Source organism: Reyranella sp. (genome assembly GCF_050185545.1).
Lineage (GTDB): Bacteria > Pseudomonadota > Alphaproteobacteria > Reyranellales > Reyranellaceae > Reyranella.
In genome coordinates, this window is sequence record NZ_JBFWZI010000035.1 from 1 (window position 1) to 19,432 (window position 19,432).

At 66.8% G+C, this 19,432-nt stretch carries 20 protein-coding genes; 10 read left to right on the plus strand and 10 right to left on the minus strand.

Annotated elements, in window-relative coordinates:
• Window positions 1-216 (plus strand): PIN domain-containing protein (locus AB7O82_RS12440; protein WP_428619485.1); only part of this gene is annotated, 216 nt, incomplete at its 5' end.
• 54 nt (window positions 217-270) lie between these two features.
• On the opposite strand, the gene AB7O82_RS12445 is transcribed toward AB7O82_RS12440, so the two are convergent.
• On the minus strand, window positions 271-1,332 hold the full coding sequence (locus AB7O82_RS12445) for a Dyp-type peroxidase (RefSeq protein WP_428549521.1): 1,062 nt from the start codon (window positions 1,330-1,332) through the stop codon (window positions 271-273).
• 580 nt (window positions 1,333-1,912) lie between these two features.
• On the opposite strand from AB7O82_RS12445, the gene AB7O82_RS12450 reads away from it, so the two are divergent.
• Window positions 1,913-3,421, plus strand: coding sequence for an amidohydrolase family protein (locus tag AB7O82_RS12450; protein ID WP_428549523.1), 1,509 nt, complete (start codon window positions 1,913-1,915; stop codon window positions 3,419-3,421).
• A gap of 167 nt (window positions 3,422-3,588) precedes the next feature.
• On the opposite strand, the gene AB7O82_RS12455 is transcribed toward AB7O82_RS12450, so the two are convergent.
• Complete coding sequence (locus AB7O82_RS12455; protein ID WP_428549525.1) at window positions 3,589-3,882, minus strand: DUF3175 domain-containing protein; 294 nt, start codon at window positions 3,880-3,882, stop codon at window positions 3,589-3,591.
• A gap of 245 nt (window positions 3,883-4,127) precedes the next feature.
• Here AB7O82_RS12455 and AB7O82_RS12460 point away from each other — a divergent pair, with 245 nt between their 5' ends.
• Both AB7O82_RS12460 and AB7O82_RS12465 read left to right on the plus strand, forming a co-directional pair.
• Window positions 4,128-4,631, plus strand: coding sequence for a CBS domain-containing protein (locus AB7O82_RS12460; RefSeq protein WP_428549527.1), 504 nt, complete (start codon window positions 4,128-4,130; stop codon window positions 4,629-4,631).
• A gap of 213 nt (window positions 4,632-4,844) precedes the next feature.
• Entirely contained in the window at window positions 4,845-6,542 is a 1,698-nt protein-coding gene (locus tag AB7O82_RS12465; RefSeq protein WP_428549529.1) for an amidase family protein, read from the plus strand.
• A gap of 13 nt (window positions 6,543-6,555) precedes the next feature.
• Here the strand turns inward: AB7O82_RS12465 and AB7O82_RS12470 are convergent, their stop codons facing one another.
• On the minus strand, window positions 6,556-7,944 hold the full coding sequence (locus tag AB7O82_RS12470) for an FAD-containing oxidoreductase (protein ID WP_428549531.1): 1,389 nt from the start codon (window positions 7,942-7,944) through the stop codon (window positions 6,556-6,558).
• Window positions 7,945-8,185: 241 nt separating this feature from the next.
• On the opposite strand from AB7O82_RS12470, the gene AB7O82_RS12475 reads away from it, so the two are divergent.
• Window positions 8,186-8,416 carry a hypothetical protein gene (locus tag AB7O82_RS12475; protein ID WP_428549533.1) on the plus strand — a complete coding sequence of 77 codons (231 nt, stop codon included), beginning with the start codon at window positions 8,186-8,188 and terminating at the stop codon, window positions 8,414-8,416.
• Here AB7O82_RS12475 and AB7O82_RS12480 read toward each other — a convergent pair.
• The 4 genes from AB7O82_RS12480 to AB7O82_RS12495 form a co-directional block, all read right to left on the minus strand.
• Window positions 8,365-10,473, minus strand: a complete 2,109-nt coding sequence (locus tag AB7O82_RS12480) for a S9 family peptidase (protein WP_428549535.1) — start codon at window positions 10,471-10,473, stop codon at window positions 8,365-8,367. The genes AB7O82_RS12475 and AB7O82_RS12480 overlap by 52 nt on opposite strands.
• Window positions 10,474-10,526: 53 nt before the next feature.
• Window positions 10,527-10,904 carry a hypothetical protein gene (locus AB7O82_RS12485; RefSeq protein ID WP_428549537.1) on the minus strand — a complete coding sequence of 126 codons (378 nt, stop codon included), beginning with the start codon at window positions 10,902-10,904 and terminating at the stop codon, window positions 10,527-10,529.
• Window positions 10,901-11,941 carry an amidase family protein gene (locus AB7O82_RS12490; protein WP_428619487.1) on the minus strand — a complete coding sequence of 347 codons (1,041 nt, stop codon included), beginning with the start codon at window positions 11,939-11,941 and terminating at the stop codon, window positions 10,901-10,903. The genes AB7O82_RS12485 and AB7O82_RS12490 overlap by 4 nt, the downstream gene beginning before the upstream one ends.
• Window positions 11,942-12,064: 123 nt before the next feature.
• Window positions 12,065-12,763, minus strand: a complete 699-nt coding sequence (locus AB7O82_RS12495) for a TetR/AcrR family transcriptional regulator (RefSeq protein ID WP_428555070.1) — start codon at window positions 12,761-12,763, stop codon at window positions 12,065-12,067.
• An 83-nt stretch (window positions 12,764-12,846) separates the two neighbouring features.
• On the opposite strand from AB7O82_RS12495, the gene AB7O82_RS12500 reads away from it, so the two are divergent.
• The gene (locus tag AB7O82_RS12500) at window positions 12,847-13,332 is read left to right on the plus strand and encodes a DUF1772 domain-containing protein (RefSeq protein ID WP_428555073.1); all 486 of its coding nucleotides are present in this window, start codon (window positions 12,847-12,849) and stop codon (window positions 13,330-13,332) included.
• A gap of 108 nt (window positions 13,333-13,440) precedes the next feature.
• Entirely contained in the window at window positions 13,441-13,683 is a 243-nt protein-coding gene (locus tag AB7O82_RS12505) for a CopG family transcriptional regulator (protein WP_428555075.1), read from the plus strand.
• Between the two features lie 128 nt (window positions 13,684-13,811).
• Here AB7O82_RS12505 and AB7O82_RS12510 read toward each other — a convergent pair whose 3' ends face one another.
• Entirely contained in the window at window positions 13,812-14,345 is a 534-nt protein-coding gene (locus AB7O82_RS12510) for an SRPBCC family protein (RefSeq protein WP_428555078.1), read from the minus strand.
• On the minus strand, window positions 14,342-14,707 hold the full coding sequence (locus tag AB7O82_RS12515; RefSeq protein ID WP_428555092.1) for an ArsR/SmtB family transcription factor: 366 nt from the start codon (window positions 14,705-14,707) through the stop codon (window positions 14,342-14,344). Before AB7O82_RS12515 ends, AB7O82_RS12510 begins: the two co-directional genes overlap by 4 nt.
• A 112-nt stretch (window positions 14,708-14,819) precedes the next feature.
• On the opposite strand from AB7O82_RS12515, the gene AB7O82_RS12520 reads away from it, so the two are divergent.
• Window positions 14,820-15,077 (plus strand): type II toxin-antitoxin system Phd/YefM family antitoxin, encoded by a 258-nt coding sequence (locus AB7O82_RS12520; protein WP_428555081.1) that lies wholly within the window; start codon window positions 14,820-14,822, stop codon window positions 15,075-15,077.
• Window positions 15,074-15,457, plus strand: a complete 384-nt coding sequence (locus AB7O82_RS12525; RefSeq protein WP_428555084.1) for a type II toxin-antitoxin system VapC family toxin — start codon at window positions 15,074-15,076, stop codon at window positions 15,455-15,457. Before AB7O82_RS12520 ends, AB7O82_RS12525 begins: the two co-directional genes overlap by 4 nt.
• 36 nt (window positions 15,458-15,493) lie before the next feature.
• On the opposite strand, the gene AB7O82_RS12530 is transcribed toward AB7O82_RS12525, so the two are convergent.
• Window positions 15,494-16,660 carry a hypothetical protein gene (locus AB7O82_RS12530; protein WP_428555087.1) on the minus strand — a complete coding sequence of 389 codons (1,167 nt, stop codon included), beginning with the start codon at window positions 16,658-16,660 and terminating at the stop codon, window positions 15,494-15,496.
• A gap of 207 nt (window positions 16,661-16,867) precedes the next feature.
• Here AB7O82_RS12530 and AB7O82_RS12535 point away from each other — a divergent pair, with 207 nt between their 5' ends.
• On the plus strand, window positions 16,868-19,375 hold the full coding sequence (locus tag AB7O82_RS12535) for a DEAD/DEAH box helicase (RefSeq protein WP_428619489.1): 2,508 nt from the start codon (window positions 16,868-16,870) through the stop codon (window positions 19,373-19,375).
• Window positions 19,376-19,432: the final 57 nt, after the last annotated feature.

Here is a 19,432-nt window from a genome sequence, read left to right on the forward strand (position 1 = left end):
TGGTTGGACTTGCCGCACGTTCACATCGTGCAACCGTCAGAGTCTCATTTCTCGCGTCTTCGCGACGTCCTCGAAAGGCTGGGAACAGCCGGACACCTGACCACCGATGCCCATCTTGCGGTGCTCGCGATGGAACGCGGCTATGTCCTGTACTCCACCGATACCGACTTCGCCCGCTTCGATGGATTGCGTTGGGCAAATCCGTGCAGGCCCTGAAGCACAAACTCGACTTGCGTCGATCTGCGACGAGCCGTCCCTCCTGTGGGCAGCTCAGTCCCGTCCTCGCTCCTTGTTCAGGGAACCGATGCCCAGCGAACCGTCGGGTCGAGACGGCGGCGGTTCGGGATCACCCGCTTCGCGAGCCTCCTCCGAGGCCGGCTCGGCGGCAGGCGATGCGGGCGCGTCGGCAACGACATCTTCCAGGAAGGTCGCTGTCGGCACGAAGAACAGCGTGCCGGTCACGGCGCGGCTGAAATCCAGCAACCGGTCGTAGTTGCCCGGCGGCCGGCCGACGAACATGTTCTCGAGCATCTGCTCGGTCCGCCGCGGCGAGCGGGCATAGCCGCAGAAGTAGGTGCCGAACTCGCCCTTGCCGACCTCGCCGAACGGCATGTTGGCGCGCACGATCTTCAGCTCCTCGCCGTTCTCCTCGATGATGGTGAGCGCGTTGTGTGCGGATGTCGGCTTCACGGCATCGTCGAGCTCGATGTCGGATAGCTTGGTCCGCCCGACCATCTTCTCCTGTTCCTCGACTGGCACGGAGTTCCAGGCTTTGAGGTCGTGCAGGTACTTCTGCACGATCACGTAGCTGCCACCGGCAAAATCCGCGTCCTCCGCGCCGATCAGGGTGGCGTCGAGCGCCGCCTGGTCGACAGGGTTCTCGGTTCCGTCGACGAAGCCCAGCAGGTCGCGGTCATCGAAATATTGGAAGCCATGCACTTCGTCGGCCGTCGCGACGGCTCCGTCGAGCTTCGCCATGATCTGCGCCGCCAGCTCGAAGCACAGATCCATGCGCATGGAGCGGATATGGAACAGGATGTCGCCAGGCGTCGCGACGGCATGATGCTGGCCTCGGATCTCCCGAAAGGGGTGAAGCTCCGCCGGCCTCGGCGCGCCGAAAAGCCGATCCCAGGCGTGCGAGCCGAACGCCATGATGCACGACAGTCGGGCGTCGGGGGCGCGAAATCCGACCGAGCGCACCAGCGCTGCCAGATCGCCGCACAGGCCGCGCGCGGTGACCTCGTGCGCCGGCCCGTCATTCACGGTCACGACGAGGAAGATGGCGGCGCGCGTCAGCGACGCGGCGACCGGCTGGGAAATCGTGGACGGCAACGCGTCGCTCCATGAGGCTGTGTCGGTAGCGGCAGCTATAGTGTGATGCCCGAGCGCCAAGAGCAAACGGATGCGCTCCCTTGCTTCCCGATTCCGCTGAGGAACACTGGCGGCGCGTCAGACCAGCGGCCCTCTTGGGCTGCGTCGTCGGCGAGGAGAGCTTCACGGGTGCGGGGGCGCCCAGCCGCGACCTCTGCATCGGCGAGGATGCCGGCACCTCACCGGTTCCGCTGGAGGAGGGAAGTCGCGGGATTCTGCGCTCGAGATGTGCGGAAGCGGCACTGGACGGGGAGGGCCGATCCTCTCTAGTCTCCCCGGCGTGTAACCGGGGTAACGGCATGCCCAGTTTTCCGGGAGACACCCAGGAGGAAACGAGGCCCGTCCGCGAAGCGGCGTCCATGGCGCCGGCATGTCGCGATCGGATGACCACGGCCGATAGCCCGGCGCCTTGCCGCTCGACATTTCGAGTACACAGCGTACCTAACCGGGCGTTCAAGCCATCCTAGTCGCTGCCGGGGCGCGCGCCGGATGGCGTGCGCCGATCGGGCCTTCACGATCTTCAACAAGACGGAGGAAACCGATGGGTACTTGGCTCAGTGAGAGGGAACAGCGCCTCGTTGCGGGCGCCGAGGAAGCTTCGGCGGCGACGCCGATTCCGACCCAGATCGTCTCCAACGGCGAGTATCTGCCGCCGCCGCAGAGCGCCACCCAAAGGAAGGTCGAGGCGCGCATCAACGAACTCGCCGACGCCAATGCCGGCCGGCTCGGCCTGAATCGCCGGCAGTTCCTGCGCACGGGGTGCGGCATGGCCGCCGCGTTCGTCGCCATGAACGAGATCTACGGCAATGTCTTCCAGGTGAATCCCGCCGAGGCCCGCCAGCCGGAGATTACCAAGGCCCGCGCCGAGGGGCTTGCCGGGCAATTCATCTTCGACGTGCAGACCCATTTCGTGCGCGACGACTTCGACCACAAGGGGCTCCTGGATCTCGCCAAGTACGCGAGCGAGCACTGGAACCCGAAGCTGAAGGAGGAGGGCGTAGGCTCGCTCGGGCGCTACAAGTTCCAGAACTACGTGAAGGAGGTCTTCTACGACAGCGACACCAGCCTGGCGCTGCTGAGCGGCGCGCCGTTCGACGATCCGACCTGGTGGTTCCTGTCGAACGAGCAGATGGCCAAGGCGCGCGAGCTGATCAACGGCTTCGCCGGGTCGCGCCGCCTGCTCTCACACGCCCTGATCACGCCCAACCAGAAGGGCTGGATGGACGAGGTCGACAAGGCGATCGCGGTCCACAAGCCCGACTCCTGGAAGGGCTACACGATCGGCGACCCGCTCAACCCGTCGAAGTATCCCTGGCGGCTCGACGACGAGAAGGTGATGTATCCGTTCTACGACAAGGCGGTGAAGGCCGGCATCACCACGATCTGCATCCACAAGGGGCTGCTGCCGCCCGATTACGAGAAGTCGTACGCGGGTGTGTGGGAGTACGCGACGGCCGCCGACATCGGCAAGGCCGCCAAGGACTGGCCGCAGATGAACTTCGTCATGTACCACGCCTGCCTCCGTCCGGCCTTCGAGCGGCCCGACCAGGCCTGGTCGGAGTTCGAGCAGACCGGCCGAATCCGCTGGGCGACCGATCTGGCCGAGATCCCGCAGAAGTTCGGAGTTACCAACGTCTATGCCGAGCTCGGCACGGCGTTCGCCAACTCGGCGGTGGCGCATCCGAAGTTCTGTGCCGCCCTGGTCGGCACGCTGATCAAGGGCATGGGTGCCGACCACGTGCTCTGGGGCACCGATTCGGTGTGGTATGGCTCGCCGCAGTGGCAGATCGAGGCGATGCGCCGGCTCGAGATCCCGGAGGACATGCAGAAGAAGTACGGCTTCCCCGCACTCGGGCACGCCACCAGCGCGACCAAGCAGTTGATCTTCTCCGCCAACGCCACCCGCATGTACAATATCAAGCTGAAGGCGGCGTCCAACACGAGGATGCCGGCGTACTCGGAGGATGGCCTGGCCGCCCTCAAGAAGGAGTACGCGCTGGCGGCGAGGGAGCCGTCGAACCTGCGCTACGGCTACGTTCGCACCGAGTAGAAACGACCTCGAATGCCGCTGGCGGAGCGAGCACGCTCCGCCAGCGACAGCCCTGCGCTGTCAGTTCGAGACCTTCCCGGCCCGCGAGAGCGCCAGCTCCAGCGCTTTTTGCCAAGCCGCCTTCCTCAGCCGGCAACAGTACCGGCGGCGCTCGTGAAGAAGCGGCGCTAGGCCACGCGCCCGAACGCCTGCCTGAGCTTGCCCTTGGCGGCTTCCAGCATTTTGCGCCGCGTCGCCGGAAGGCCCTTGCCGGCGCGATTGATGAAGAACGTCAGCATCGACATTGCCGACTGATATGGACTCGCCTTTCGCCGGCGGCTTCGTTCCGCCGAGCGCTTCAGTGACTGGGCGATCGCCGCGGGCGACTTCTTGAAGACGTCCTTCTCCAGGTCGAGGGCGTCGCTGTGACGCGTCACGTCGGACGACCATTTTCGCGGGGTGCTTTTCCTTTTTGCCCTCATGTCGCTGCTCCCGTCGCGCGCCGACGGCTGTGTTCGGCGCGTCGCAAAAACGTCCTGAACGATGATTGGAACCAACGCGCACGATATGCGGTGGTTTCAAGCCGCGCCGTCATCGACGGACGTCCATCCCGGGAGAAGTTGATGCCGCCCGCAACCATTGGAGCGATCGCTAATTTCTATAGCCGAGACGCTGGCGCCGCGCCAGCCGGCCCGACCGGGAATCGAATAGTCGGAAGGAGGATCAAATGCGTGCAGGCGAAGTCATGACCCGAAACGTCGTCACCGTGCATCCAGACGCCCCCGTGCGCAAAGCCGCATGCATGATGGACGACCTCGATGTCGGGGCGCTGCCGGTTTGCGACGGCAGGCGCCTGGTCGGCATCATCACCGATCGCGACATCACTGTGCGGGCCACCGCCGATGGCATGCGACCCGACGTCACGCCAGTGCATGCGGTGATGACGGAGGATGTGTGCTGGTGCTTCGAGGACGACTCCGTCGAGGCAATCGAACGCGAGATGGGACGGCGTCAAATTCGCCGCTTGCCCGTGGTCGACGGCCGCAAGCGCCTCGTCGGCATGATCTCCCTGGGCGACCTGGCGAGCGACCTAGCCGAAGGAACGGAGCGGACCCTGCGATCGATCTCCTGGCCGGCCGAGCCCGATCGGGCCAGCCGGCGCCGCAGGGCGTCCAACCGGGATGCCTCGTGGCCCGACTATGGGCCGGCGGCCGACCTGCCGCGCGGCTGACCTCGTGCTTTTCAGGTGCCGCAGCCGGCTTCACGCCGGCTCTCGATCGCGCCCCCGTGAGCGCGGGTTTGCGGAAACCGATGGTGGCTCAGCCGGGTCATGAGAAGGCGCGGGCATGGCGCGCCTGATCCAAGCGCGTGATGCTTCAGGCGCGAGGCTGTTCCAGTCGTTTCTCTGATATGTTCTGCTTACACGCGCGTCGGAGAAGCAGGAATGGCCGAGCAGGAAAAGCCGGAAGGAACCCGCGATGGGCGCGGCGAACTCACGCGACGCGACCTTGCCAAGTTCCCCGTCGTGATTGGCGCCATGGCATCTGGGCAGGCCGAGGCGCAGCCCAGCCCGGCCGTCGAGAGTGCCTCGCTCGCCGAGGTGCAACAGGCTCTCGCCGGCGCGGGAATCACCGCCAGCAGCCTCGCTCGTGCCTATCTGGCGCGTATCGAGGCCTATGACCTTGCCGGACCGGGACTTGCCTCCGTCCGGCAGGTCAACCCCGATGCGCTGTCGATCGCTGCCGGCCTCGATTCCGTCAAGCCGTCGGCGCGCCTGCCGCTCGCCGGTGTGCCGATCCTGGTCAAGGACAACATCGCCACCGGCGACAAGCAGGCCACAACGGCGGGATCGCTGGCGCTCGAAGGCGCGCACGCCAGGGACGATGCCACCGTGATCAAGCAGCTGCGCGCGGCGGGGGCGGTGATCCTGGGCAAGGCGAATCTTACCGAGTTCGCCAACATCATCGCGATCGACATGCCGTCGGGCTACAGCTCGCTGGGCGGCCAGGTGCGGAACCCCTATTCACCGGCGATGCTCGACGATCGCGGCATTCCCATCGTGCTGCCGGGAGGGTCGAGCTCGGGCTCTGCTGTCGCCGTCGCGGCCGGCCTCTGCGCGGCGGCGATCGGCACCGAGACCTCGGGCTCGCTTCTGAGCCCGGCAACGCAGAATGGAGTCGTTACCGTCAAGCCTACGGTCGGGCTGATCAGTCGCGCCGGCATTCTGCCGATCTCGCACAGCCAGGACACGGCTGGCCCGCTAACCCGCACCGTGCGCGATGCGGCGATCCTGCTGAACGTGCTGGCGGCGCGCGATCCGGCGGACCCCGCGACGGAGGCGCTGCAGCGCCCGGACGACTACACCAGGGACCTCGACAGGGACGGGCTGAAGGGCGCGCGTATTGGCGTGCCGAGCGATCCCGACGATCCGCTGAACGATGTCTATTTCGGCCGGCTGCCGACTCATTCCAAGCCGGTGATGGCGAAGGCGCTCGAGGTCCTGCAGGATTGTGGCGCCATCCTAGTGCGCGCCAGCATGCCGACCGCGGGCTGGATCGGCGGACCCGGCACGACCATGGGTGTGCTCAATCGCAATCCGCTCAGCCGCGGCAAGGGCAGCACGGCCACGCCGCCGATCGTGTTCCTCTACGAGCTCAAGCGCGATCTCAATCTCTATCTGCGCGACTGGGCGGTCGGCACCGGAATCAGGACGATGGCGGACATCATCGCCTTCAACCAAGCCAACGCCGACAAGGCGTTGCGCTTCGGTCAGGATCTCTTCCTCGCCGCCGAGGCGACGCGCGGCGACCTGTCGGAGCTGGAGTACCGCTCGGCGCGCGCCATGGATCTGCTCTCCGCCAAGGAGCGTGGCCTCGACGCCTACATGAGCCGGCACGCTCTCGACGCCGTGGTGTTTCCCGCCGGTGCCGGCGCCGCCATTGCCGCCAAGGCAGGATATCCGAGCGTCCTGGTGCCGGCGGGATTCATCAACCGGGTCGGCGACAAGGAGACGCCGGACTTTCCGCTCGGCCTCACCTTCGCCGGCCCCGCCTGGAGCGAGGCCAGGCTGCTGCGCCTGGCCTACGCCTACGAGCAGGCCTCGAGCGCACGGCGCATGCCGCCGGGCTTGCCGGCGCTGTAGAGCTCGCAGCTCGCTACGCCGGCTTCTCCTTCAGCGGAACCAGGTCGCCGAGCAGCGTCGGGATGAACTCGGAGACCGTGGGATGGATATGCACGGCACGCTGCAGCACGGTGTAGGGTGCCTTGGCGTACATGACGTCGAGCACGCAGTGGATAGCTTCGTCGCCGGCGGTACCGAGGAACGTGGCGCCCAGAATCAGTTTCGATTCGGCGTCGATCAGCACCTTCATGAAGCCCTCGGTCTCGCCCTTCTCCGAGGCGCGCGAGACGTCCTCCATGGCGATCCTGCCGACCAGCGCCGGGCGGCCGCTGCGCCGCACCTCCGCTTCCGTCATGCCAGCGCGGCCGAGCGGTGGATCGGTGTAGAGCGCGTACGCGGGAATTCGCTCGCCGACGCGGCGCTTCTCACCGTCGAGCAGATTGGCCGCCACGATCTCGAAGTCGTTCCAGGCGGTATGGGTGAAGGCGCCCCGCCCGTTGCAGTCGCCCATCGCCCAGATGCCGGGCACGCTGGTCCTCAGCTCGTCGTCGACCTCGATGTAGCCGCGACCATCGGTCTTCACCCCGGCGCGGTCGAGCCCGAGATCGTCGGTGTTGGGACGCCGGCCCGTCGCCACCAGCAGGTGCGAGCCTGCGACCTCCGGCGCACCCTGCTCGCAGGCCAGCTTCATGACAATGTCGCCGTCGTGCCTCGAGAGGCTGAGACAGTTCGCGCTGGTGCGGACCTCGATGCCCTCGCGACCGAGGAAGGCAGCGATCGCCTGTGAAACCTCCTCGTCCTCGCGCGGGACGAGGCGCGGCCCCAGTTCGACGATCGTGACCTTGCTGCCGAAGCGGCGATACATCTGGGCGAACTCCAGGCCGATGTAGCTGCCGCCCAGCACCAGCAGGTGCCGGGGCAGGAAATCGACGTCCATCATCGAGCTGTTGGTGAGGAAATCGATCTTGTCGATGCCGGGAATGTCGGGCACGGAAGCTCGGCCGCCGACGTTGATGAAAATGCGGTCGCTCCTCAGCACGTCGTCGCCAACCGCGACCTCGCGAGGCGCCATGAAGCGGGCGTGGCCCTGGTAGACGGCACCGTTCTCGAGCCGCCGCAGCGAGCGCTCGACACCCCGTGTGGAGCGACCGGCGATGTCATCCTTGCGCGCCTTGACGCGTTTCATGTCGACAGTGATCTCGCCGCCGATGGTGAACCCGTAATCGGCGCCGCGGCGCGCTACATGCACGGCATAGGCGCTGGCGACCAGCGTCTTGGTCGGCGTGCATCCGGTGTTGACGCAGGTGCCGCCGAATCGCCCGCGCTCGATGATCGCCACCTTCTGGCCCGCGCCCGCCAGCCGTCGTGCGAGGGCAGGCCCGGCCTGGCCTGTCCCGATAACGATCGCGTCGTAGGTTTTCATGCCGTCCCTCACTGATCCAGCATTCGTCGTCCTGAGCGGATCGAAGGACCCGACGGCTATTCAGTGGGCGCCCGCCGGTCGATCCCTCGCCTTTTTGAGGATGACAGCGGAGCAGGAAGGGCGCCACCCGGTCCTGCGGCCAACCACGCGACGACGTTGCGTTCCCTCAGCTCCAGATCAAGCGGACACAGCTCCCGGCTTGCGTCAAGCGCCGGAAGTCGGGCTGTCGGGAATCATCAGGGTGAATGCCGATCTGTCGAAGTGCTTCGACACGATCCCGCATCCAGAGCTGATGCGTTCGGTGGCCCGGCACATCGTCGGCCGGCGCGTGCTGAGGCTGATCAAGCCGTGGCTGCAGCGAGCGGAGTTCCGCTTGGACGGTCACTCGCATGGCGTTGGCATCCGCTTCCGGTGCGAGCGTCAGTCTGCCTGGTCGCTGTTCCTGCCCACGGCATGCAACGCGAACGCGTAGGCGATCGCCACCTCGTTCAGCCGGTCGAAACGGCCGGCGGCGCCGCCGTGGCCGGCGCCCATGTTCGTGCGCAACACGATCGGGCCGCCGCCTGTCATGGTGGCGCGCAATCGGGCGACCCACTTGGCCGGTTCCCAGTAGGTGACGCGCGGGTCGGTGAGGCCCGCCATCGCCAGGATCGCCGGATATCGCTGCGCCACGACGTTGTCGTAGGGCGAGTAAGAGCGGATGTGCCGGAAGGCGGCCTCGTCGGTGATCGGGTTTCCCCATTCCGGCCACTCCGGCGGAGTGAGCGGCAGCGTGTCGTCCAGCATAGTGGCCAGCACGTCGACGAACGGCACCTCGGCGACGATCCCGGCGAACAGCCCGGGCGCGCGGTTGGCGACGGCGCCCATCAGCATGCCGCCCGCGCTGCCGCCATGGGCGACGATGTGGCCCGCCGCGGTGTAGCGCTGGGTGATCAGCGCCCGCGCCACGGCCTCGAAATCGGCGAAGGTGTTCGTCTTCTTCTCGCGCTTGCCGTCGAGATACCAGCCCCAGCCCTTGTCGGCGCCACCGCGGATATGGGCGATGGCGTAGACGAAGCCGCGGTCGACCAGGGACAGGCGATTGGCGGCGAACGATGCCGGCATCGCCATGCCGTACGAACCGTAGCCGTAGAGCAGCAGCGGCGCCGTTCCATCCGGGCAGACGTCGCGGCGGTGCAGGATCGAGACGGGCACCTGGGCGCCGTCGTGCGCCGTCGCCAGCAGGCGCCGCGTCACATAGCCGGCGGGATCGTGGCCGGACGGAATTTCCTGCCGCTTGCGCAGGATGCGCTGCCGGCTTGCCATGTCGTAATCGTAGATCTCGGCCGGCGTGGTCATCGAGGAGTAGGTGAAGCGAAGCCGCGTCGTGTCGAACTCGAAGCCGTCGACGATGTCGAGCGAGTAGGCCTCCTCGGCGAACTCGATCGAGTGCTCGTTGCCGTCGGCGAGTCGGCGGATCACGATTGCCGGCAGCGCGTTGGCGCGCTCCAGGCGCACCAGATAGCCGGCGTAGAGCGCCACGCTCACAATGTAGACGCCCGGCCGGTGCGGAATCAGCGGGCGCCACTGCTTGCGCTCCGGCGTCGCGATCGGTGCCGTCGCAATGCGGTAGTCGATGGCGTCGCCTTCGTTGGTGTGGATGAAGAGCTCGTCGCCGCGGTCGTACACGCCGTAGCGGATGCCCGTCTCGCGCGCCGCCACCAGGCGGGGCACGGCGTCGGGTCGCGACAGGTCGATCAGCCAGTTCTCGGAGGTGTCGTGGTCGCCAGTGTTGATGACGCAGTAGCGGCCGCTCGCGCTTTCCTCGACCCGCGCGAACCAGCCGGTGTCCTTCTCCTCATAGACCAGGACGTCGTCACTCTGCGCGCTGCCCAGGCGATGGCGATAGACCTTCAGAGGCCGGTGGTTCTCGTCGACGCCGGTGTAATAGAAGAACGTCGAGTCCAGCCCCCAGACGACGCCGCCCGAGGTCTGCTCGAGGACGTCGCCGAGATCCTCGCCGGTCTGCCAGCTGCGCACCCGCGTGGTGTAGTACTCGGAGCCGCGCACGTCGGCACTCCAGGCCTCGAGCCGGTGGTCCGGGGAATGCCGCGTGCCGCCGAACTTGAAGTAGGCGGAACCGGCTGCGAGCGTGTCGCCATCGAGCAGCGTCGTGGTGTCGCCGCCGTCGCGCGGCGTGCGGCCGATCAGCGGATGCTGGCCGCCCTCGCGATAGCGCGACAGGTAGGCGAACGGACCATCGGGCTGTGGCACGGTGGAGTCGTCTTCCTTGATGCGCCCGCGCATCTCGGCGACCAGCGCCTTCTGCAGCGCCTCGGTCGGCCGCAGCACCGCTTCGGCGTAATGGTTCTCCGCCTCGAGATAGGCGCGGATGGCGGGATCGAGCAGCGACGGGTCGCGCAATACCCGCTGCCAGTTCGCATCCTTCAGCCAGGCGTAGTCGTCGGCGAGCGTGACGCCATGGAATGTCCGGACCAGCGGGCGCCTGGGGGCGAGAGGTGGGGCCTCGGGCAACGTGTCCAAGGTCATTGCCTCTTCTTCGTCCGCCCCGGCGGAGCCGGGGAGGTGTCGCCGTCTTGCGATCATGCGATTCTCCTCTGCGCCTCTCTGGCCGCGGTGGCGATGCGGTCGATGTTCGCGGTGAACCAGCGGGCGAGGCCGGTTACGCGGGCATCCTCGTGTTGCTGGCCCATGATCTGCACGCCCACCGGCAGACCGCCGACGCTCATCAGCGGCACCGTCACGACTGGCGCGAACAGCATCGACGAGGGCGCATTGAACACGTAGTCGCCGGTCGGCCGCAGCGCCAGCGGCTGGCCCGGGATGTCGCCCGACCACAGCGGCGCGGGGCCGGGGCAGGCGAGCGTGATTGCGGCGTCGGCGAGCGAGGCCACGGCGGCGTGCGCCAACTGCGCCTGCTGGCGGGCCAGCAGATTGGCGCGATAGTCGTCGGGTGTCATCGACTCGGCCCTGAGCAAGGTCGCCTTGGCACGGGCGCTGAGGCCGTCGGGCGCGGCGTCGAGCATTCCGCGCTGGTACCAGCGGTTCTCCAGCTGGTGATGCCGTTGCAGACGGCGCGGCCGCTGGCGATCGCCCGCTCCAGAATCTCGACGAACGGGTGTTCGGCGCGGCGGATCAGGCTGACGCCGGCTGCCTCCAGCGCCCGCAGGAGCTGGGCGAAGCCGGTCTTGGTCGCCGCATCGAGGTCGGGCCAACCTTCGGTCTCGAGCACGATCAGCCGGTCCGGCTTGATCGCAGCGGGAAGCGAGTCCGGCCCCATCAGGCCAAGCGCGCCACGGTCGCCGCCGCAGCGCTTGGCCATCTCGATAGCGGAGTGCCACATGTCCTCGAGCGAGTTGGCATGCGGGCCGTGCGTGCTCTGGCTGGTGGCCAGCCGTTCGCCCCGGTTGATGCCACCCTGCGTCGGTTTCAGCGCAAAGTTGCCGCAGTAGGCGGCAGGCCGAATGATCGAGCCGCCGACCTGGGTGCCGATCGCCATCGGCACCATGTTGGCGCCGACGGCTGCGGCCGAACCGGAGGAGGAGCCGCCGGGCGTGCGGGCCGGGTCGAACGGATTAGTGGTCGGCCCGGGATGCGAGCCGCCGAGCTCGGCCGTCACGGTCTTGGCGAGGATCACGGCGCCCGCCTGGCGCAGCGCCCAGACGGCGGCATTATCACGCTTGGGAAAGTTTCCCTTCATCGCCGCACAGCCCATCTCGGTGGGCATGTCCCGGGTCTCGAGCAGGTCCTTGATGCCGACCGGCATGCCGTCGATCGACGACAGCGGCCTGCCGGCCTTCCAGCGCGCCGCGCTGGCGTCGGCGTCGGCGCGGGCCCCCGACTCGTTGATCGCGGTGAGCGCTTTAACGATGGGCTCGCGCGCCGCGATGGTCTCGAGGCAGCGCTCCAAGTAGGCGCGCGGGCTGTCGTTGCCGTCGGTGAAACGGCGCGCAGCGTCATGGAAGGTTAGAGGCTTGTACTCGGCATATCGGGTCATGGGCGGGGAGCCTAGCACGGCCGGGTGGGCGGAGAGGCCTCCCGCCGCGACTGGCAGCTTGCCCTTGTCGTCATACCGGACCTGGCGTCGGGGCGCCGCCGACCGCCCCATGGCACTTTCTTGTCACACGACCTGATCCTCGAGCGCGGACAGATCCTTCGGCAGTAGACGCTTGAACAGGGCGAGCGCGCGGCGGCCTTCCTTCGGCGGCAGCGCGATGGCGTGCCGAACGGCGGCCGCAATCAGGATCATCATCGTCTGGGCGAAGACGACCAGGGTTTCGTCTGGCACGGTCGGTGCAAGGGGGCGCAGTGCGTCCGACAGCAGGCTGGCGAGGAAGGCGACGTCGGCCGAGTCGAGCTCCTGAAGCGCGCGATCGGCCTGGGTCGCTTGCCAGATGTCGCGCATCACCGGCTCCTCGAGGAACATGCGGTAGTAGCCATCGGTGATGCGGCCCAGCGTGGAATGCAGGTCGGCATGCCGGGTCATCGCGGTCAGGTCGCGCCGCACGCAGGCGTGGCTGATCGCGTTGTAGCGCTCGGCCAGCGTGCCGATGATCGACGTCTTGTCGGGGAAATACTGGTAGAGCGAGCCGAAGGCGATGCCCGTCCGCTCGACGATGTCGCTCATGCGGAAGGCCTCGCTGCCTTTTTCCGCCATCACCTCGGTCGCACAGGCGAGGATGCGCTCGAAACGCTCGCGGCTGCGCTGCTGCGTCGGCGTTCTGCGCGCCAGTGCGGGCGCCGTCGGCGCGGGCCGCGCCGTGGTCGACGCGCCGGGTCGGGCCGTCTTCGATCTTTCTCCTGTCCTTCGAGCACTCATCGCTTGACGAATCTAATACGAGAGTTTATCGCGTTTATCAAATACGAGGATATCTCGTATTTGTACGGAAAATGGAGAAACCCATGACCGGTTTCGTCATCGCCGGGCTGCTGTGGTTCTCGGCGGCGGGTTGCGGCCTGCTAGCCGGGCTCTACTTCGCCTTCTCAGCTTTCATCATGACGTCGCTCGACCGCATCGGACCGGCTGCCGGCATCGCAGCGATGAACGCGATCAACGTCGACATCGTGAAGTCGCTGTTCATGCCACTCTATTTCGGGACCACCGTGACCAGCGGCGCGCTGGCCGTTGTCGGGCTGCTGCGCTGGGGCGAGCCGGGATCGCTCCGCCTGCTGGCCGGTGGCGTGATCTTTGTCGTCGGTATGTTCGTCGTCACGATGCTGTTCAACGTGCCGCTCAACAACGCGCTTGCCGCGGTCGATCCGGCGAGCAGCGAGGGAGCGGCGGTATGGGCGCGCTATTGCCGGGACTGGACGATGTGGAACCACGTGCGGACGGTGGCTTGCACCGTCGCGACCATCCTCTTCATCGCCGCGCTGGGGGCTCGGTAGTGCCCGGGCTTGCGCTTGCCGTGGGCGGTGATGCAGGAGTCTGGCATGGGCTGGTTGGCGTCGCATGTTCCGTTGGGCCACGAACGGAGACGCGTTAGCATCTGATGCATGCGCACCACCCTCGATATCGCCGATGACGTCCTTCAGGCCGCGAAGGAGCGGGCGCGTCGCGAAAAGAAAACCGCAGGAGAGGTCATATCGGAGCTCGCCCGCGCAGCGCTGACGGCCTCCCCGCATCCGTCGGCGCGACAAGTGAAAAAGGCGCTCTACGGCTTTCGGCCATTTCCCAAGCGTGGGCGAATCGTCACCAACGAGATGGTCGACTTGTTGCGCCAGGAAGACGCCTACTGATGCGAGCGCTCCCGGATGTGAACGTTCCTCCTTCGACGCGGCCGTGTCCGTCGATGCGGTCAGAAGCGCCGGAAAGAGGCATCTCCTGACACTCTAGTGCAGGCCAGCCTTTCCGCGGATCGGTCAGGTCAGGCCGGCAGGCGCCTGTCGTAGTCCTGCTTGAGGCGGCTCCAGCCGTCCCAGAACGGTTCGCTCTCGGTGCCGCTCACGCGGGCAACCAGAACGTCGAGGTGTATGTGCCAACCCGCGCCGACCATCAGCATGGTGCCGCGATCGGGCAGGCGGCGATGGATCACGGTGATGAGCACCTTGTGGTCCCTGGGCTCGAGCTCGAAGGTGACGTCGCCGCCGTTGTCCCACGTGAACGACAGCCGGCGCGGCGGGTCGAGCTCAGTAATGCGGCTCTGCATGCGGTGCTCGTCGCCGAAGCCGGCCGGCCGCGCACCGGGCGGGTCGGTCAGCTCGTCGTGGCGCCACACCAACTCGAAGGGCGCGCCGACCTCCAGCTTCATCTCACCTGCGGCAAGCCATTTGCGGCGCAGGTCGCTTTCCGTGAGATGCGCCCCGACTCGCTCGATCGGGCCGGGCAGCAGACGCTGGATCCTGAGGGTGGCAGATTCGGTCAGGGTGCCGTAGGCGTCGGGAGCTGTGAGGGTGGTCATTGCTTGTCTCCTTTGCGGGGTGGAGAGGCGGTCTCGACGTCCTGCCGAAGCAGCCGTTCGAGGATGTCGAGACGATTGCTCCAGAATTGCTCGTAGAAGCTCAGCCATTCGTGGGCGCCGGCGAGCGGCCCGGGCTCGAGGTGGCAATGATGGGTACGGCCACGCACCTCGCGGCGGACCAGGCCGGCGCTCTCCAGCGCCTTGATGTGCTTTGAGGCCGCCTGCAGGGAGATCGCGAACGGCTCCGCCAGCTGCCCGACCGTGCGTTCGCCGCTGGCCAGTTCGCGCAACATGCGCCGGCGCGTGGCGTCGCCAAGCGCGTGGAAAACGGCATTCAGTAGCGGTGTTGATAATTCAACCATATGGTTGAATACGGGGGCGATACATAAATTGTCAACCAGTGGGTTGAATTTTGAGTTCCTTTCCAACTGGCTAGTTTTGGACTAGTATCTGGTCCAGAAAGACGAGAGACCGATGCGAATTTCCGTAAGTGAGGCCAAGGCCCAGCTAACCGAGTTAGTTCGACGCGCGGAAGCTGGCGATGAGATCATTCTGACCCGGCATGGCCAAGCTGCGGTGCGTCTCGTCCCGATGAAGGCGGCTGTGGACAGCGAGTCGCGCAGAGCCTTGCTCGAAGCGGCACGAGCCTCCGGCCGCGGCAAGGCCACCATCGGACCATCGGCGGCGCGAAGCCAGGATTTCCTGTACGGCGATGACGGTTTGCCCGGATGATCGCCGTCGATACTTCGGCTTTGATGGCCATTGTGCTCGATGAGCCCGAGGCGGGAGCCTGCATCGCTGCGCTCGCTTCGGAGGATGAGATCCTGATTTCCGCCGGAACGGTAGCGGAAGCCCTCATCGTGGCCCGGCGACGCAATGTCGGCGAGGAGATGACCGGTCTTGTCGATAGGCTTGGCCTGGAGGTCGTCACGATCACAGCCGCGGCGGCACGGAGAATTGCCGACACCTATGAACGTTGGGGCAAGGGGCTTAGCCCGGCGGCACTCAACCTGGGTGATTGCTTCGCCTACGAAGTGGCGAAGGAACATGATTGTCGGCTTCTGTTCATCGGCGAGGACTTCTCGAAGACGGATATCGACAGCGTTCTGTGACGATTGTGCGCGGCAAAAAATGTGCTCCAGTCCGTCTCACGGCCCCGCGAACCACAGCTTCGGGTCGGCGGCACGCACGCGTGCCTCGGGCAGGCCGAGCTCGCGGCGCACGATGTTGGTTCCCTCGACCAGAGCGACGCACTTGTAGAAGGCGATGCGTCGCGACAGGCCCTCTCGGCCGAAGCCGCAGTCGGTGCTGATGATCAATTGCTCCTTGGGGATGAACTCCAGCGCCTTGCGGATCAACGCGGCCACGTGCTCGGCTGGCTCGACGACCGTGTTGCAATGATTGACGACGCCGATGGCGATCTTCTTGTCGGTCTTGACGTGCTTGAACAGCGGCAGGTCGCGGCCCTCCGAGCTGGCACACTCGATCGTGAGCACGTCGCAGTTCAATTGCAGCAGATGAGGCAGGCCGCGCTCGTAGCTCGGCACCTCCCAATGCACGCGCTGCTGGTTGGGATTGCCCCAGCAGGTGTGCACCCAGATCTCGGCATTGACGTCGGCGAGCTGGCGATTGAACGCCTCGGTCTGGAACTCCAGGTCGGAGTCCGTCGTGCCGGCCTGCAGGGCGCGACTGTGATGCGGCGGCTCCTCGACCTGGATCAGCGGGCAACCGGCATCGGCCAGCGCGCGGAACTCGGCATTCATGATGTCGCAGAGGTCGAGGATCATCGCCTTGTCGTCGTCGTAGAATTCGTTCCACAGCATCGACGCCAGGGCCGGCGCGCAGATCGCGCCGAACTTCAACGGTCGGTCGGTGAGCCGCTGTGCCACCTTCCACAGCTCGGTGTACTCGAGCGGGCCGCGCGACAGCTTCTCGCGCACCACGCCGGGCTGATACGCTTCCTGCACTTCCCACAGGATCTTTCCGGGCCGCAGGCCGTGCCGTGACATCCAGCCGCGCGAGGTGTCGCGATGTCCCTTCACGCCACCCAGCCGCTCTATCGGGTAGAAGAACCACGACTTGCCGCCGACCGTGAGATCGAAACGGCTGTCGCCATCGGTCACGATATCGAGCCCGGCCGCCTCCTGCTCGGCGATGATGCTGGCGACGGCGTCGAGATACTGCTCGCGGAACAGCGAATCGCCCAGCGCCGACTTGAACGAGCGCCCCTCCAGGCTGCGGTCGAACCACAACGGCCGCGGATAGGAGCCGGTGACGGTGGTCGGCAGGATCATGTCGCGCGTGACGGTGAGCACGGGGCGTCTCCTCGCTTGGTTGCGCCGCCGAGAGGATAGTGCGGCGCTCGCGACGCTGGAAAGTGCGGATCTGAGTGCGCCGTCGACCTGCGCATGGGGTTGCCCACAGCCGTGATCCGCGCCGTTGGTGCTAGGCTCGCCGCTGCCGAGAAGGGCGGCGGCATGGCGCGTACCGACGCAAGCTGCCACTCATGGCGGAAAGACGAGATGGACACACGGCGACAGAACGCGAGGAACGGAAAGGCGAGCAAGCCTGCCAGGCCGGCGCGGCTCTTGCGAACACGCCGGCCGGCCGATCTTTCGCCGGTGGACTGGCAGCGCGGCCTGCGCCAGCAATTCGGCCAGGAGCAGGCATTCGGGCTGGAGAACCTCGGCCGCGAACGGTTCTACTCCGAGTTTCGCGTGACCAACCCGGCTTCGAGATCGAGCTACCGTGTCGTGATTCGCGGGCCCGGGCCGGGCGGCAACTTCTGCTCGTGCCCCGACTACGCCACCAACGAGCTCGGCACGTGCAAGCACATCGAGTTCACTCTCGGCAAACTGAGGGAGAAGCCCGGTGCCAAGGCAGCGTTCGCGCGCGGCTACTGGCCGGCCTTCTCGGAAGTCTATCTGCGTACCGACGGCAGGCGGCGCGTGCATTTCCGCACCGGCACCGACTGCCCGCCCGTCGTGGCGGCCGCCGCCGCCCGGTTGTTCGATCTCGAGCATGACAGCGAGCTGCCGGACGCGCGGTTGGGCGAGCTCGGTGGCTTCATCGCCATGGCGGCCAAGACCGGCCACGAGGTCCGCGCCTATGACGATGCGCTTGATTTCGTCGCCGGAAGGCTGGATGCGGAGCGGCGCGCAGCAACGCTGGCCCGGATGTTCCCGAGCGGAGCGACGGATCCCGGGCTCGGTGGGCTGCTCAAGGTGCCGCTCTTTCCCTACCAGGCCGAAGGCGTGCTGTTCGCGGCGAGGGTGGGGCGGGCGCTGATCGGCGATGACATGGGTCTCGGCAAGACCATCCAGGCGATCGGCGCCACCGAGCTGCTGGCGCGTCTTTTCGGCGTCACGCGCGTGCTGGTGGTCTGCCCGACATCGCTCAAGTACCAGTGGCAGAGCGAGATCGAGCGCTTCCTCGGGCGGCGGCCGGAACGCGCCGTGCGAGTCATTGCCGGCGGCCGCGTCCAGCGGCGCAAGGACTTCGCGCTGGACGATTTCTGCAAGATCACGAACTACGAGAAGCTCGAGCCCGATCTCGACCTGATCGCTGCCTGGGCGCCCGAGGTCGTGATCGTCGACGAGGCGCAGCGCATCAAGAACTGGAACACCATTGCCGCTCGTGCGCTGAAGTGCATCGACAGTGCCTACGCCTTCGTGCTGACCGGCACGCCGCTGGAGAACAAGCTGGAGGAGCTGGTCTCGATCGTCCAATTCGTCGACCAGCATCGTCTGGGCCCGACCTGGAAGCTGCTGCACGAGCACCAGGTCAAGGACGAGAGCGGCCGCGTCGTCGGCTACACGGCGCTCGAGAAGATCGGCCAGACGCTGGCGCCGATCATGATCCGTCGGCGCAAGTCGGAGGTGCTGCGCCAGCTGCCCGGCCGGACGGACCAGAACATCCTGGTGCCGATGACCGAGATGCAGCTGGACTACCACCGCGAGAATGCCGCCATCGTGATGCGGATCGTGCAGCGCTGGCGCAAGACCGGATTCCTGTCCGACAAGGACCAGCGCCGGATGACCTGCGCCCTGCAGAACATGCGCATGTCGTGCGACAGCACGTATCTCGTCGACAACGAGACCGACCATGGCGTCAAGGCTGACGAGCTCGCCGCGCTGCTCGTCGACCTGTTCGCCGATCCCGATGCCAAGGCTGTCGTCTTCTCGCAATGGACGCGCACCCACGACATCGTCATCCGCCGGCTCGAGGCGCACGGCATCGGCTATGTGAGCTTCCATGGCGGCGTGGCGTCGGAGAACCGGCCGGCCCTGGTCCAGCGCTTTCGCGACGACCCGGCCTGCCGGGTCTTCCTGTCGACCGATGCCGGCAGTACCGGCCTCAACCTGCAGCACGCGTCGACCCTGATCAACATGGACCTGCCGTGGAATCCCGCGGTCCTCGAGCAGCGCGCCGCGCGCATCCATCGCCTCGGCCAGGTGCGGCCCGTCCGCATCGTCAATTTCGTGGCCAAGGGCACGATCGAGGAAGGCATGCTCTCGGTGCTGGCCTTCAAGCGTTCGCTCTCGGCCGGCATCCTCGACGGCGGCGGCAGCGAGATCTCACTCGGCGGATCGCGCCTCAACCGCTTCATGAAGGAAGTGGAAAGCGTCACCGGGCAGATGGGCGAGAGCGAGGCCGTCACGCCCGACGAGGAGATCGCGGGTGCAGGTTCGGTTCCGTCGACCGATGGTGCGCTCGGGGCCGACGGGGCTTCGGCGCCCGCTTCTGTCGATCTCGACGGGGCGCCTGCCTCGTCCCGGGCCAACGGCGCTCCACCGAAGGACAGCGGCAGCGCCGACCCATGGGCGGCGTTGGTGCAGATCGGTGCGCAGGTGATCACCGCCTTTGCCTCCTCGGGGCGCACCGACGCGCCGGCCCATCCCTGGATCGAGCGCGATCCGGTGACCGGTGGACAAAGCCTGAAGGTGCCGTTGCCGCCACCGGAGATCGCGCGGCAGCTTGCCGACGCCCTGTCGGTGCTGGCCGATCGCCTGCGCGCGCCTCCCGCGTGAGGCAGGCGACTGGGCCCATACTTCCGAGGATTGGCCTGCAGATGAGCGAGTATCATC

What these genes read in the sequence shown, in the direction of transcription:
- AB7O82_RS12450 (WP_428549523.1), top strand. Translation starts at nt 1,913, where the DNA reads ATGGGTACTTGGCTCAGTGAGAGGGAACAGCGCCTCGTTGCGGGCGCC.
- AB7O82_RS12455 (WP_428549525.1), bottom strand. Translation starts at nt 3,882, where the DNA reads ATGAGGGCAAAAAGGAAAAGCACCCCGCGAAAATGGTCGTCCGACGTG.
- AB7O82_RS12460 (WP_428549527.1), top strand. Translation starts at nt 4,128, where the DNA reads ATGCGTGCAGGCGAAGTCATGACCCGAAACGTCGTCACCGTGCATCCA.
- AB7O82_RS12465 (WP_428549529.1), top strand. Translation starts at nt 4,845, where the DNA reads ATGGCCGAGCAGGAAAAGCCGGAAGGAACCCGCGATGGGCGCGGCGAA.
- AB7O82_RS12470 (WP_428549531.1), bottom strand. Translation starts at nt 7,944, where the DNA reads ATGAAAACCTACGACGCGATCGTTATCGGGACAGGCCAGGCCGGGCCT.
- AB7O82_RS12480 (WP_428549535.1), bottom strand. Translation starts at nt 10,473, where the DNA reads ATGACCTTGGACACGTTGCCCGAGGCCCCACCTCTCGCCCCCAGGCGC.
- AB7O82_RS12485 (WP_428549537.1), bottom strand. Translation starts at nt 10,904, where the DNA reads ATGACACCCGACGACTATCGCGCCAATCTGCTGGCCCGCCAGCAGGCG.
- AB7O82_RS12490 (WP_428619487.1), bottom strand. Translation starts at nt 11,941, where the DNA reads ATGACCCGATATGCCGAGTACAAGCCTCTAACCTTCCATGACGCTGCG.
- AB7O82_RS12495 (WP_428555070.1), bottom strand. Translation starts at nt 12,763, where the DNA reads ATGAGTGCTCGAAGGACAGGAGAAAGATCGAAGACGGCCCGACCCGGC.
- AB7O82_RS12500 (WP_428555073.1), top strand. Translation starts at nt 12,847, where the DNA reads ATGACCGGTTTCGTCATCGCCGGGCTGCTGTGGTTCTCGGCGGCGGGT.
- AB7O82_RS12505 (WP_428555075.1), top strand. Translation starts at nt 13,441, where the DNA reads ATGCGCACCACCCTCGATATCGCCGATGACGTCCTTCAGGCCGCGAAG.
- AB7O82_RS12510 (WP_428555078.1), bottom strand. Translation starts at nt 14,345, where the DNA reads ATGACCACCCTCACAGCTCCCGACGCCTACGGCACCCTGACCGAATCT.
- AB7O82_RS12515 (WP_428555092.1), bottom strand. Translation starts at nt 14,707, where the DNA reads ATGGTTGAATTATCAACACCGCTACTGAATGCCGTTTTCCACGCGCTT.
- AB7O82_RS12520 (WP_428555081.1), top strand. Translation starts at nt 14,820, where the DNA reads ATGCGAATTTCCGTAAGTGAGGCCAAGGCCCAGCTAACCGAGTTAGTT.
- AB7O82_RS12525 (WP_428555084.1), top strand. Translation starts at nt 15,074, where the DNA reads ATGATCGCCGTCGATACTTCGGCTTTGATGGCCATTGTGCTCGATGAG.
- AB7O82_RS12535 (WP_428619489.1), top strand. Translation starts at nt 16,868, where the DNA reads ATGGACACACGGCGACAGAACGCGAGGAACGGAAAGGCGAGCAAGCCT.